15 protein-coding genes are annotated in these 13,581 nt (G+C 36.1%); 8 read left to right on the forward strand and 7 right to left on the reverse strand.

Translation table 11 applies throughout. The features are described from left to right. Positions 1–181 precede the first annotated feature (181 nt). The 5 genes from DPQ89_RS13605 to DPQ89_RS13625 all read left to right on the forward strand — a co-directional run bounded on the left by DPQ89_RS13605 (position 182) and on the right by DPQ89_RS13625 (position 5,621). Positions 182–922: a hypothetical protein gene (locus DPQ89_RS13605; RefSeq protein ID WP_127717577.1), complete on the forward strand. Its 741-nt coding sequence runs from the start codon at positions 182–184 to the stop codon at positions 920–922. A 157-nt stretch (positions 923–1,079) separates the two neighbouring features. Next, positions 1,080–1,901 carry a ribonuclease III gene (gene rnc / locus DPQ89_RS13610; RefSeq protein ID WP_127717578.1) on the forward strand — a complete coding sequence of 274 codons (822 nt, stop codon included), beginning with the start codon at positions 1,080–1,082 and terminating at the stop codon, positions 1,899–1,901. Positions 1,902–1,921: 20 nt separating this feature from the next. Then, the gene (era, locus tag DPQ89_RS13615) at positions 1,922–2,908 is read left to right on the forward strand and encodes a GTPase Era (protein ID WP_127717579.1); all 987 of its coding nucleotides are present in this window, start codon (positions 1,922–1,924) and stop codon (positions 2,906–2,908) included. 9 nt (positions 2,909–2,917) lie between these two features. Then, on the forward strand, positions 2,918–4,756 hold the full coding sequence (locus DPQ89_RS13620; RefSeq protein ID WP_127717580.1) for a GTPase: 1,839 nt from the start codon (positions 2,918–2,920) through the stop codon (positions 4,754–4,756). Positions 4,757–4,763: 7 nt separating this feature from the next. Further along, a complete protein-coding gene (locus DPQ89_RS13625) occupies positions 4,764–5,621 on the forward strand; it encodes a phosphatase domain-containing protein (RefSeq protein ID WP_164848420.1) in 858 nt (285 codons plus the stop codon). Positions 5,622–5,623: 2 nt separating this feature from the next. Here DPQ89_RS13625 and DPQ89_RS13630 read toward each other — a convergent pair whose 3' ends face one another. Next, a complete protein-coding gene (locus DPQ89_RS13630) occupies positions 5,624–6,391 on the reverse strand; it encodes a hypothetical protein (protein ID WP_127717582.1) in 768 nt (255 codons plus the stop codon). A 7-nt stretch (positions 6,392–6,398) separates the two neighbouring features. Then, complete coding sequence (locus DPQ89_RS13635) at positions 6,399–6,893, reverse strand: hypothetical protein (RefSeq protein WP_127717583.1); 495 nt, start codon at positions 6,891–6,893, stop codon at positions 6,399–6,401. Positions 6,894–7,053: 160 nt separating this feature from the next. Between DPQ89_RS13635 and DPQ89_RS13640 the strand changes: the two genes are divergently transcribed. From DPQ89_RS13640 to DPQ89_RS13650, 3 genes are all read left to right on the forward strand, one after another. Beyond that, entirely contained in the window at positions 7,054–7,719 is a 666-nt protein-coding gene (locus tag DPQ89_RS13640) for a tetratricopeptide repeat protein (protein WP_127717584.1), read from the forward strand. A 2-nt stretch (positions 7,720–7,721) separates the two neighbouring features. Beyond that, the gene (locus DPQ89_RS13645) at positions 7,722–8,825 is read left to right on the forward strand and encodes a PQQ-binding-like beta-propeller repeat protein (protein ID WP_127717585.1); all 1,104 of its coding nucleotides are present in this window, start codon (positions 7,722–7,724) and stop codon (positions 8,823–8,825) included. Between the two features lie 102 nt (positions 8,826–8,927). Next, positions 8,928–9,377: a hypothetical protein gene (locus DPQ89_RS13650; RefSeq protein ID WP_127717586.1), complete on the forward strand. Its 450-nt coding sequence runs from the start codon at positions 8,928–8,930 to the stop codon at positions 9,375–9,377. A 33-nt stretch (positions 9,378–9,410) separates the two neighbouring features. Here the strand turns inward: DPQ89_RS13650 and DPQ89_RS13655 are convergent, their stop codons facing one another. From DPQ89_RS13655 to DPQ89_RS13675, 5 genes are all read right to left on the reverse strand, one after another. Then, entirely contained in the window at positions 9,411–9,953 is a 543-nt protein-coding gene (locus DPQ89_RS13655) for a hypothetical protein (RefSeq protein WP_127717587.1), read from the reverse strand. A 66-nt stretch (positions 9,954–10,019) separates the two neighbouring features. Continuing rightward, entirely contained in the window at positions 10,020–11,216 is a 1,197-nt protein-coding gene (locus tag DPQ89_RS13660; protein ID WP_127717588.1) for an acetyl-CoA C-acyltransferase, read from the reverse strand. A gap of 9 nt (positions 11,217–11,225) precedes the next feature. After that, positions 11,226–11,906 (reverse strand): 3-hydroxyacyl-CoA dehydrogenase family protein, encoded by a 681-nt coding sequence (locus DPQ89_RS13665; protein WP_127717589.1) that lies wholly within the window; start codon positions 11,904–11,906, stop codon positions 11,226–11,228. Continuing rightward, entirely contained in the window at positions 11,893–12,756 is an 864-nt protein-coding gene (locus DPQ89_RS13670) for a 3-hydroxyacyl-CoA dehydrogenase family protein (RefSeq protein ID WP_127717590.1), read from the reverse strand. Before DPQ89_RS13670 ends, DPQ89_RS13665 begins: the two co-directional genes overlap by 14 nt. Further along, positions 12,757–13,581 carry a Phenylacetic acid catabolic protein gene (locus tag DPQ89_RS13675; RefSeq protein WP_164848422.1) on the reverse strand — a complete coding sequence of 275 codons (825 nt, stop codon included), beginning with the start codon at positions 13,579–13,581 and terminating at the stop codon, positions 12,757–12,759.

Genomic DNA, 13,581 nt, shown 5'->3' on the forward strand with positions numbered 1-13,581 from the left:
CTAGGTAGTGTGTACTTTTTATTTTAACTTCGCAGAATATTGAATGTCTACTTTGTAACATCTTATTTTTACTTAGTTCAATATTATTAATGTATTTTTTTCAAATAGTCTTATCGTGGTGACGCTTTGTGTTATAAGTTGTCTCAATTAATTTTTACTTAGTAATCAACCGGAGAATTATATGAAGAAGTCTTTATTAGCACTATCTATACTCGCAGTATCTAGCTCGGCAGTAGCAGACAGACTTAATGTCGATGTTAACTTTAATGGAGACAGACTAAGAAATTGTAGAGAAACAGTTAGAAATCTGAAGCAAGATAATTCGATTCTTAATCAGACAGTTTCGTCTCTACAAGATAGCCTATCTAGTTGCAGAAGAAATAACGATGGTGGTGGAAATAGCAGAAGATTGAGGCGTCAATTAGAAGAGGCAAATGAAACGATCTCACAAAATAATCAAACAATTACACGTTTAGAAAATACGATTGATAGAAAGAATGACAAAATCGCTGAGTTAAGACTTGAGATTAGAGATTTGCAAGACCAATTAAATCCTCTTCCTCCATATTTTAACCTAGCTGATTCAGTTAGAGCGTGCGGAAATATTCAAAACTCTTCTTACTCTAGAGATTGTGCCGCATATGCAAGACAATTTGAAATTGCCGCTCCTGTGATACTTAACTGTACTAAAATTTCAAACACTTTCTATGCCAAAGAATGCGTTAAGGCCGCAGGAGAGTTTTCTGCAAACGAATTTCAGGTTAAGGAATGTACAAATATTCAAAATGCAACTTATGCTAAAGACTGTGTAGCTTACGCTGGTAAAGGAAATGTTCCAGCTGATGTTGTTGCTTCATGTGTAGCAACTACAAGCAATACTTACTACCAGGCCCAATGTGTAAAAGACATGATGAGTAACTAAGAAATATCTTACTTGGCACCCACACACGCCATATAGATAAACTAAAAAAGTTTGGGGGTATAAATGCAGAAAAAACATGCATTTATATCCCGATACTTTTTTCAAAAGACTTGTATCCAAAGCGAATTATTGTTACAAAGAATTATAAAATTCGAATATGAGTGAGAAAACGATGACCTTTAATAGCAATGAGACTTTGTCTGCAGCATTTATGCATACAAATATTGATTCAGTAATTAGTGATTTTAGTCACTTAACTGCGCTATTAGAGCAAACTCCCCAAATTCTTACTCTTCTTAAAACAATCAATTATAAATTCAACTCTAATGATTTGCTCTTTCAAGCAATCGGGCATTCTTCTTTTGGACACGAAGTTTTAGGTGACTCCTCTAAGTCCTATGAAACATTAGAGTTTCTTGGAGATAGTGTTTTAGGTCTCATCATCACCGAGATGCTTCAGCAGAAGTATCCAACTCTTTCTGAAGGGCGTTTATCGAAGTTTAGGGCCTCACTAGTTAATGAGCAATCATTAGTAAAGCTAGCGAGCTCCATTAATCTTGAGTCTGTCATACTTGTTGGAAAGGGCGAGTTGTCTAATGAAGGCAATAAGAGAGACTCGGTTATGGCCGATGTATTTGAGGCCTTATTAGGGGCGATTTATAAAGACTCTTCTCTAGAGTCAGTTAAAGAAGTCCTTGTGACCATTATTGATCTCTTTGAGCAAAAGAGTGGAACCCAGTTTTTTAATGTAGATAATATTATTCAGTTTGATTCAAAGACTCGTCTGCAAGAGTTGACTATGGCGCTATTTAAGACATTGCCTAGTTATAAATCGGTAGAAGTGACGGGTAATTTATTTGAGATTGAATTGAGTATTAATAATGAAATCTGTGACAGCGGAACTTTCTCTTCTAAGAAAAAAGGTGAAAGAGAGCTTGCAGCAAAAGTTTTAAAGAAATTAGAAAAAGAAAATAAATAAATTAATCTAAAGGAGATTTTATGCTTATTGAACATCAACACCCAGATAATAAGTCGATTATGGTAGCTGTACTTGGTGCTCCAAACGTTGGAAAGAGTTCTCTAATTAATTATCTTCTTGGTGTAGATCTATCTGTTGTTACAAGCAAAGCTCAAACAACAAGAAATAAGTTTCACTGTGTTTTTGCAGTTGATAGAACTGAGATCGTTCTTGTTGATACTCCGGGTCTGCATAAGACAAATCAGGAACTTAATAAGAGATTAAATGATCAAGCAAGGTCTGGACTTGAAGGTGCTGATCTTAACCTTTTATTGATCGATCTTACTCGTCCAGTAATAGGTCAGTTACAAGACTTTATTGAGAATATGGAAACTGAAAACTTCCAAAAGACGTGGATCATCTTCACTAAGTGCGACAGAGTTGAAAATTATAAAGAATTACCGCTTTCTATGGCCTTAGATAAAATGATGGAAATTATGCCGGCCATTGAGCGTGCGATAGTTGTTTCGACAAAAGATGGAACGAATATGCATAATTTAACAGGTTCGCTAGTTGATGCCGCTATTCCTGGACCTCACTACTATGATGACGGTTCAGTATCTAATAAGAATGAAAGATTCTTTGCAACTGAATATATTAGAGAGCAGGCCTTTGAACTTTTAAATGATGAGCTTCCATACGAAATTGCTGTTGTTGTTGATGAGTACAAAGACATGAGACCTAAAAAAGGTGAGCCAATGGATAAAGAGAAAATTAAGTCTCATATCTCGGCCTCTATTCTAGTTAATCGTCCTTCGCAAAGAGCAATTGTTGTTGGAACTAAGGGTGGAATGATTAAAGAAATTGGAACTCGCTCAAGAAAGAAAATTGAAGCTATGGTTGGTGGACAAGTTCACTTAAACCTACACGTAAAAGTGTCTCCAAAATGGTTTAAAAATAATTTTGTACTTGAAGAAATTGGTCTTCCAAGAGCAAAAGATTCTAACAGAGTTTGGCGAAGCAAATAGGAAATAATTATGAAAAACAGATCAATGGTTGTTTCATTAATTGGTAGACCAAATGTTGGGAAGAGTTCTCTCTTTAACCGATTAATGCAAAAACAACATAAAGCAATTACCCACGACCAGCCCGGTGTAACAAGAGATCGTCACTACGGGATTACAACATTTGATGAACTGCCAAATGTTGATCCTGCCGATATCATTCTCGTTGATACAGGTGGATTCTACCCTGAGAAAATAGATGAAAGAGGGAAGAATGATGATGAGAAGAATGCAAATAAGTTCTTCAATATAATGACAGATCATGCACAAATTGCAATCCAAGAGTCCGACTTAGTTCTCTTTGTAGTAGATGTCCGTGAAGGAGTCCTACCTTTTGATAGAACGATTGCAGATTATATTAGAACAACAAAGAAACCTTTTTGGGTTGTTGTAAATAAGTTTGACTCTGATAAGCAATGGGGAGAGGAAGCAGAATTCTACTCTCTAGGAATTAATTCGGACGAAATGTTCTTAACAAGTTCTACCCACGGTAGAGGTGTAATAGACCTTAGAGAAAAGTTACAACAAATCTCTGATGACTTTTCAAAAGGATCAACTAAGGGGTCGCTTAAAAATGCACCTGAACTCTCTAAAGGGGTGACTCCTAGAGAGCAAGTTGTTTCTAAGATTGCTCTAATTGGGGCACCAAACGCAGGAAAGTCGACTCTTTTAAATCTACTAGTAGGGGCCGAAAGAGCACTTGTTTCTGATATTGCAGGAACTACTGTAGACCCAATCGAAGGTTTCTTTGATATTTACTTTGGTCAAGATGCTAAGATTTTAGAAGAAGATCAAGGTTTCTCAGGTAATGATGGACTTCTCTTTAGTCAGTACGAAGAGTTCAGAAGTAATAATCCAGAAGTTTACCAGGCCATGGTCGATGCTTACGCGATTGAAGAAGATGATGATAAGAATGCGGGAATGGAGCACTTTGAAGTTGACTATGAATTAACAGAGTTAATGAATGAGAGTATCGAAGAGCAAGAGCTTACTTCATTAGAAAAGAATTATGAACAAGTGTTTAGTGAATCTGATGACGAAGAAGAGTTAGATGACTCTGTATCAGAGGTTGCTAACGAGTCAGAAAGTAGTAACTTTTGGCGCTCTATTCATATCGTAGATACTGCTGGGATTAGAAGACAGAAAACAGTTAATGGCTTCATTGAGTCTCAGTCTGTTTATAGATCTTTAAGAAGTATTACTGAATCAGACGTTATTGTTGTAATGATTGATGCTACTAACGGAATTGGTCATCAAGATAGACGTTTAATTGATATCGCCCTTGAAAAAGGGAAGTCAGTAATTGTTGCTCTTAATAAGTTTGATCTTTTAAAGAATGAACTTCCTGATGAGCGTGCAAAGAAAGCATGGATTGAAAAATTACGTATCGACGTTCCTTGGTTGAGCTTTTGCGATATTATAACTATCTCTGCAAAGTATAATAAAGGTATTAAAGGGCTTAAGAATGCTCTTAAGAAAACCATTTTAGTTCGTAACAAGAATATTCCTACTGGTCAGTTAAATAGATTCGTATTTGACTTAGTAGAAAGAAATCCAGTTATTGCTAAAGTTGGCGGGGCCAAGAGATTTAAAGTTAAGTATACTTCAATGATTAAGCCAAATCCTCCGACATTTCTTTTATTCTCTAATAAGTCTCAGGGGATTCCTGATCACTATAGAAGATACTTACAAAATGCTATAAGAAATGGATTTGGTCTTGTGAATACACCGGTGCACTTAATTTTTAGAACTGGTAATGAGCTTGCTCAGAGAATGAAAAAATCAAAGGCAAATATTAGCTTTGATGATTAGGAGAGATATGAAAAGTCTTTTTCTTTTAGTACTTCTTTTAAGTACAAGTGTTAGCGCAAAAGTTCTTATGGTATCTGATATTGACGATACGATTAAAAGAACTCATGTTCTTGGCTATATGACAGGTGGATTACGCTCAACAAATCCATTTATCGGTTTGCCAGAGCTATACACAGCGTTCTTATGTAATCAGGAAGTGACAAAGAAAGAAAAAGATTTTTGTATTAAAAAGAAAGGAGTGATCCATAATAATAAGAGATGGATCACTTATGTGACGGCCGCCAGTGGCCGTTTACAAATGTTTGGTAGAGAGTTTATTGCTAGGTCTAATTTTCCAATGGCCGTAGTCAAGGGCAAGAACTCAGAACAAGATTCTTATAAATTTAAATCAGCTGAAATAGCTTCTTTACTAGATGGCTATCCACAATATGAAATAGTTCTAATTGGTGATAACGGACAACACGATGCAGGTGTTTACGATCATATCTCAAAGAAGTTTCCTTTTAGAAAAATAACTTCTTTTATCCACCAAGTTTATTCTTCTGTTGAAGAAGATAAAGAAAAGCGTGGTAGTTCACTTGCTAAAGGTCAAATCGCTTATCTTACAGCGACAGATTTAGGACTTCATTTCTTAAAGAGAAATTTTATTGAAGAAAAAGACCTTGCAAATATTTCTCGTAATGTTTGGAAACATTTAAATACTGATGATGATGATCTCTATGAACAAGTTATTCCTTCGTGGACTAGTTGTGAAGAGTTTGTAAGCTCTTACAAAAGAGCTGATGTAAAAATTTCTGTAGAGTTGAGCACTTTGATTAGTAAAATCGAAAAAAGGGTAGAACAGCTCTGCTTAAGTAAGCGGTAGTTCTACCAATTCCAGATATATGAAACAATTGTCGTAAAAACAGCACCTGTAAAGTCGGTCTGTGCAGGTTGGTATCTACCAGAGTATTTATCTTCAAAGTTAATACTATGGTAGAGAAATTCCACTCCAAGATAGGACTGCTTTAGTTTAATTGGAAATTCTAGTCCGCCACCAAGTCCTACACCAAGAGCACCAGTACTTTCATTTTCGATGGCCTTATTGTCTATGAACTTATCTGTTTTATACCAATACTCTAATCTTCCGGTTAAATATGGATTTGAATAAGTAATAGCTGTTCCAAGATTACTTGTGTCTAGGTAGTACTTATAACCAACATACGTTCTGAGCATGCTGACTTGAACAAGTCCAGGAGCTTCCCCTCCGAATCCATCTAAATCAGTTTGGTCAAAGTACATATTATGTCTTGAAAACTCTAGCCCTAATGAGACAGCAGTTTGAAAGTCTTTAAAGACACTGAGTTGCATACTATATGTAGGAGGTTCATTCTCGTAGGCAATTCCACGGTTACCCGTAAAGGTTGTTAAACCTAGACCAAAAGAGAAAGTGAAGAATCTTCCGTAGCGGTAAAATCTCTCGTCTTCCATTACTTGTGAGCTTTCAATATCTTCGTTAAAGTCCGAAAAGATATCTCCACCAATATTTAAATCATCTTCTTCCTGGCTAAAACCATCATTCACTCCTGCTTGAGCAAAACATTGAAAGCATATAAGAAAAGTTAGGATAATTTTGCTAATATTTTTAAAATTCATTTACACCTTATAAGTAAAAATGTGCAGCAGCTACGATAAATGAATCACCAACTGTTTGTACTCTAAAGTCATCAATCTTATTAAAGGACAGTCCGAACTCAAAGCTAAAGCCAATACTTGATAATCCAGAAAAGCTAAACTCGCTTCCAAGAGTAGCATCAATTTGAAAGCCAGTTTTAGAAACAGCTACACCTTGTTTTTGACTCATGATTCCGGCCATTAGTGCTCCGTAAAAATTCAGTTGAGGCTCATCGAAGATATTTCTATATAGCTTTACTCCAGCTCCCCATCCTCCTGCCTTAGAATCAGTATCAAGACCTAGCAAGGCACCAAAAGCAGTACTCTTAGACTTTTGAATTTTAAAAGATAGAGCAGGTAGACTGTTCTTGAGTTGATTGGTCATTCCAAGGCCTAAACGGCCAGTTCTTTCAATAGCATTTGCAGATGTTGCTAACAAAAATAGTGAAATGAATAAAAGTAACTTATTTTTTAAATCTTTCATTATGCTTCCTTGCACAAGTTTTTGAATATTCAGCTACTTCTATGATAAACCAAACTTTCTATTTTTGACAACTTAGGGCAAGAATTCTAAAATCTTTTATCAATTATAAGGATATTAATTGCGCCAAGAGTCATTGGCCTAAATGTAAGGAACAACAAATATGTCTACTTCACCTACTGCACACAATCCTGTGGATGAAATTTTAAAAGAAACTGAGTTAGGAACTTTTATCGCAAATTATAAAACTCCTATTATAGCTTTTGTTATAGCTGTTATCGTTGGTGTATTTGCATGGGGTGGATATTCAAGTTTTAAATCTAGTAAAAATGATGAACTAGGTGCAATAGTTTACAACTTTAAAAAAGCAAATCTTCAAAGCCTAGTTGAAAAGAAAATTACTACGACTGAGTTCGAAAAATCTTTTAGCGCAATGGCTTCAGGTGTTGCAAACTTTGAAGGTCTTACGCCATTTGCGATTCAAGCAAGTGATGAACTAGTTGCTCAAAACGATTTAAACTCCGCTTTAGCAGTATTAAAAACTGTAACATTCAATAAGAATCCTTATGCAGTTTACTTCGTAAGATCTAGAATGGCCGTTATTCATGAAGACTTAGGTCAAAATGATAAAGCAATCGAAGACCTCGAATTAATTGTTAAGAATAATATTAAGACTATGGAGTCAAAGACATACCTTGACCTTGGTCGTCTCTATGTGAAGAAAGGTGATCAGGCTAAAGCTAAGTCTAACTTCCAATATGTAATTGATAATGTTGGTCAGGCCGAGTTTGTAAAGTTAGCGAAACTTTATATGTCTGAAATGGAGTAATAGTGCATAAATTATTAATAGCAACGCTTTTGTGCCTTGCTTATTCTTGCTCAAAACTTCCAACGATTGAAGGGGTTAGAGAAAAAGAAAATCCTTTTAGAGTTATGTGGAGCAAGAATCATGACCCTGCTCATGAGACAGGTAATTTACCTATTGCTCTAAATTCTCCTTTAATACATGAGGGAATCGTCTATGTTGGAAATAACAATGGTCATATGCAGGCCTTTCAACTAGATAATGGAAAAGAGATTTGGTCTAAGTTTGATGATAGTGCCTATAGTTCAAAGCCTGTTATATATAAAGACTGGGTTGTTTATGGTAATTCTAATGGCCGTGTTTTTTCTAGACACCTATTAACAGGTAAGGAGCAATTCTTAGTTGATTTAGGTTCTGCAATTGAGACTCAAGGTGTTATCTACAAAGAAAGAGTTTTCTTTCAAACTAGAAATCACAAAGTTTTTTGCTTAGATGTTAATACAGGTAAAATCCAGTGGAGTTATAAGAGAGCTGTTCCTTTTCTTACAACTGTTCAAAGAGCGTCTCGACCTTTCATTTATAAAGATAAGGTCTACGTGGGTTTTGCTGATGGTCAAATTGCGGCATTTAGCCTCGAAGAGGGCGTTATTCTATGGGAGAGAAGACTATCGACAGGGGCTAAATTTGTTGATGTAGACTCTTCTCCAATCATTTTCAGAGATAATATAATTGCTGGTTCTGTAAATGGTGATTTAGCAGTGATAGACCCTGAAACAGGTGCTATTCTACGTCGTCTGGACTATAAAGTTTCTCGTTACCCAGTTGAGCACAAAGGACAACTTCTTGTTTCAACGATCTTCGGTGACGTTATACTTCTTGATAAGAATTTAATGGAAATTAAGAGAGTTAAAATTGGAGATGGTCCAATGAGTTCTATTATTCCATGGAAAGGATCTCTTGTGGCCAGTAGTGTTACGCAGGAAATAGTCCTCTTAGATGAAGAGACGCTAGATATTAAAGCGGAGTTCTTTTTAGGACATACATTTAGTGGGATTTTAGGTGAGTTAGATGAGCAGGAAAATTATCTTGCTGCGTTAAGTTCGCGAAATAGATTATATATCTTTAAATAGTGGTGTCATTTTAGCTTACAGTTTTCTTACATTGTAAGATTAATAAAGTTGATTTATTGGCCCAACTATAAGAAATTGATTTAATAATTATAAGGAGAGAATATGAAGAAATTATTGAGCATATTAATGGTACTTACAGTTGCTGTTTCTTGTGCATCTGGAACGAAAAAAGAAATTCAAGCTGATAAAGCAGCGATCGGAACTGTTGGAACTGAGAAAGAATTAGTTTCTAAGGCACAAGCGATGCTTAAGAACTCTAAAATCTCTCAAGAGAAAAAAGACAAGTTCATTGAAATTGCAAAGAAACACCGTAAAGAAATAGCTGCGATTACTGCAGAAATTAAGCAACATAGATTATTACTTGTTAAGACTATTACTGATGAAAAATTCAGCAATAAGAAATTTAATAAGATTCAAAAGCATTTAAAGAAACTTGTTAACAAGAGATTTGATGTTTATATGGATCAATACATGGACGCAAAAGAAGTTCTTGGTGTTGAGCTAAAGAATGTATATGACGATCCTTGGTTTGAGACTCACCACAGATTCTAATTATTCTAGGCCTTCTTTTTGAAGGCCTTTTTTTTATAGACTAAATCTTACTCCGCTGAATAGTCTTGTCATGCTAGCTTCGAGACTAGGAATATTCTCAATACCTACATATACTGATCTAATATTTAACTTCCTTAGAAGTTTTGAATTATGTTCAAATTCAACACCATATGAAAGTGACTTTTGTCCGTCTTCTGTAAAGTAAGCACCAGCTTTGAGAGATACCTCTAATTCCCTGGAGGTTTTTATGGCAAAGTAAAAGTCAGCTTGAGAAGATATGATTATATTCTTCTGAGCTTCATCTTTTACGAAAGTGGCCTCAAGATTTGATTTTAGTGATACCTTTTTAGAAAGTGTGTACTTTGTCATCCAAGAAATACTAGGGGAGAGTGTATCTACGCCGTTGTCATCTCTTTGATAGTTAAGCCCTGTCCCAATGATAAATGGATTAAAATTCTTAGTTGCTCTTATTGAGTTATTAAAAGTTGGAAAAAAGGGAGAAGACTCAAGCGCATGAGCACCATAGCTCAGTAAAAAAGATGTGAAAATAAGGTTTATTTTTGAGACCATTTTCATTGGACTATGATAACGGCCAGTGCTGGACTTTAATAGGGAGACAAAGTCTCCCTAGTAAATATTTATTTATACTCTTTTAACTGATAGGGCAATTCCTTGGCCGACACCAATACACATCGTCGCAAGACCTTGTTTTAATTTAGGATTCTTCTTCATTTGATGGGCCAAAGTCGTAAGGATACGAGCTCCTGAACAGCCTAGCGGATGTCCTAGAGCGATTGCTCCACCGTTTAGATTAACTACAGATTCATCTATTTCAAGCTCTCTCATACATGCCAGTGCTTGTGCTGCAAAAGCTTCATTCAGTTCAACAATATCAAAGTCTGAAACTTTTAGGTTGAAGTCCTTACAAAGTTTTTTTGTGGCCTCTATAGGTCCAAGCCCCATGACATTCGGGTGAACACCTCTAACGGCAGCACCAGTAATTTCTACTATTGGTGTCAGGTTATGTTTTTTTAAGAACTCTTCTGAAACAACAACCACTGCGCTTGCTCCATCATTCATTGTCGAAGCGTTTCCAGCTGTCACTGTTCCATCTTTTCTAAATACTGCTCTTAATTTAGAAAGCTGTTCTAGATTAGTGGAAGCACGCGGCCCTTCGTCAGTAGTAACCATGTGAGAGCTCTTTCTTAGTTTTACTTCAACAGGAAGTATCTCATCATCAAAGGCTCCATTTTCCATGGCCGCACATGCTTTCTTGTGAGAGTTGAGTGCAAAGTTATCCTGATCAACTCTTGAGATTTTATATTGTTCAGCAACTTCTTCTGCTGTTTCTCCCATTCCGTAAAGGGGAAATAGTTCAGTCATTGCAGGGTTTGGAAAACGCCAACCAAATGTAGTGTCATACATTTTAGAGTCTCTTCCAAACGCAGTGGAACCTTTAGAGATAACTAGAGGAGCTCTGGTCATACTCTCTGCACCACCAATAATGAAACAATCGCCAAAGCCTGCACTAATTCTTCCAACAGCATCCATTACTGCATCTAGAGAAGAACCACACAATCTATTAATTGTTGTAGCAGGAACTTCATATGGAAAACCTGCGAGAACTGCGGCCATTCTCCCTAGATTTCTATTATCTTCACCAGCTTGATTTGCACAGCCTACGATAACATCATCAATTTCTTTGAGATCAAAATTTGCCCAAGATTTAATATCTTTGAAAAGTCCAGCTAGCATATCATCGACTCTGACTTGTGAAAGCGAGCCACCTATTTTTCCCATCGGAGTTCTCTTGGCATATACAAGATATGTTTTTTTCATTTTTAATTCCTATATTTTTGAAGCGGCAAGCCTAAGCTTGCTAGACGCTCTATATCTTTGATCTCTTGTCACATCATAAAGAGTATCAAGAAGCATTAGTATATTCTTTGCACCAATTGATTTTGCCCATTGAAAAGGTCCAAGCGGATAATTCACTCCAAACTTCATGGCCGTATCAATGTCTTTTTCTTCTGCTAGACCATCTTCAAGGGAAAAGTAGGCTTCATTGATAACCATAGAAATAACTCTAGGGTAGGTGAACCCTATTCCTGCACTTTTAACTCTAATTGAATTGAGCCCTAAAAGTGAGTGAAATTCCTCTATGGCACTATTTGTTTCTTCATCAGCTGCAAAGTACTCATGAGTGTTCTTTGGTGATGGAAAAGAAAGAGAAATAGCTCCTTTTAATGTTTTTACTGTTTCAAAGAGTTGCTCTCCCCAATAGCAAGCAAGGTCACTTACAATAGGGCAGTCTGATTGAACTCTTAAATTCTTAAGTAGCGAGACCTTCTTTTCAATAGGCGTTAGTGAGAAGTCCATGATGTAGTCATAGTCACTATAATGTGAACGCTTGTCTTCAAATGGAGACTTATCTTCAATATCATAGAAAGACACATCAAGAGCTTTAAGTTGTTCATACATAGGGTGATTCTTGGTCGCTAGAACAAGAAAATTTCTATTCGTAGTCATAGAATCCTCCCTTTACTTTCTTACCAATTCGTCCACTATCGACCATCTGTTTCTGAAGAAGGTGAGGTGCGAATCTTGGATCATTGTAAAAACTATTCCAAACAGACTGTGTTACAGAGTAATTAATATCAATGCCAATTAAGTCCATCAGCTCGAACGGTCCCATTCTAAAACCACCACACTCTTTAAGGATTGTATCTACTTCTGTGATCCTTTCTTTATCGTAGTGTGAAACTACGCGCATGGCCTCTCCGTAGAAATTTCTTGCAACTCTATTAACAATAAAGCCTGGAGAATCATTACAAATGGCAACTTCTTTGGAATGCTCTTTGAACCATTGTTCAAAAAAGGTAATTATTTGTGGATTAGTCCAATGCCCCTTTATAACTTCAACCAATTTCATAATTGGCGCAGGGTTAAAGAAGTGTAGTCCTAAGAATTTCTCTTTTCTAGCAGATGATAATTCCTTTGCAAGACTAGAAATTGGAATAGAACTAGTGTTGGAAGATAGAATTGTATCTTCATGGCACAAGTCATCTAGCTTTTTAAAAACGGAAGTTTTAATTTCTAGATTCTCTATAATCGCTTCGACTACAAGTGAGACGTCTTTATTAAAACTTTCCCAAGTCGAAGCGCTTAGATTTGATTTAAAGGATAAGACTTCTTCTTGAGAAAACTTTCCTTTTGCTTGAAGCTTTTCCCATGAAGAATTGACGCTTTTTATCGCATCATGAGTAACTTCTGAATTTCCATCTAAGAGTTCAACTTTAAGTCCTTGTTGAACGAACCATTGGGCGATTCCTCGCCCCATAGTTCCAGCCCCTATAACAAGAACTGACTTTATTTGCATTTATGAGTCTCTTTTTGGCTGATCTTCTTCTTTATATTCTGGAACAACAAGACCAAATTTTGCACAAAGCTCGTGAATTTCTTTTACGAATACATCTCTAACCTCAGCGTTTGTTCTTGCCTTTAATCCAAGGTTTACATAAAGATCATTAGTTCTACCCTTAGTTGAACCAAAAACATTCATCACTCTTGGCCACCAGATATTTAATCTTTCTTGTAAGAATGCCTTATCTTCTTCGCTTCTAAGAGCAAGAATTTTTACCCACTTATCACCGTGAGTTAAGTGCATAACTTCTTCTTTATAAATTCCTTCAATTCCCTTTTTCCAAGGAAGGTAGCTTGACTTAAGTGTATCTTCTAGTTGGTGACCTGCTGCTCTGTCCATTAGGAAGTTAAAGAGAATGAAGTCAGTCCAGTGCTTAATATTATAGTAGAAGATATTTACTCTATAATCGTCTTTGAGTCTTTTGAATCCAATATTGATATCGTCTTCTTCTAGCTTATAACCAAGATCAACTTTTTCAATGTGACTTGAAGGATCTTCTCCTAAGTCTTCTAGAAGCTTATAAATAACACTTGCGTGTCTCATTTCATCTTTTACAATTTGAGCAACAATTACTTTCTCTTGCAGAGTAGGGGCTTTTTCAATCCATGGTGCATAACCAAGAGAACCTGAATACTCAGAGTCTCCTTGCATCCATAGAAGGTTCTTTAGGTGCTTCTTGTAAAACTCTGGTAACTCTTCACCTTTGTCAAAAGTTTTCCCATTTTTAATGTCAGCAAATAATGCTTTTTGTTCTTCTGTGTACTCTCTAGCTGTAGTCAT

The organism is Halobacteriovorax sp. HLS, assembly GCF_004006665.1.
In the GTDB taxonomy this organism is placed as follows: Bacteria; Bdellovibrionota; Bacteriovoracia; order Bacteriovoracales; family Bacteriovoracaceae; genus Halobacteriovorax.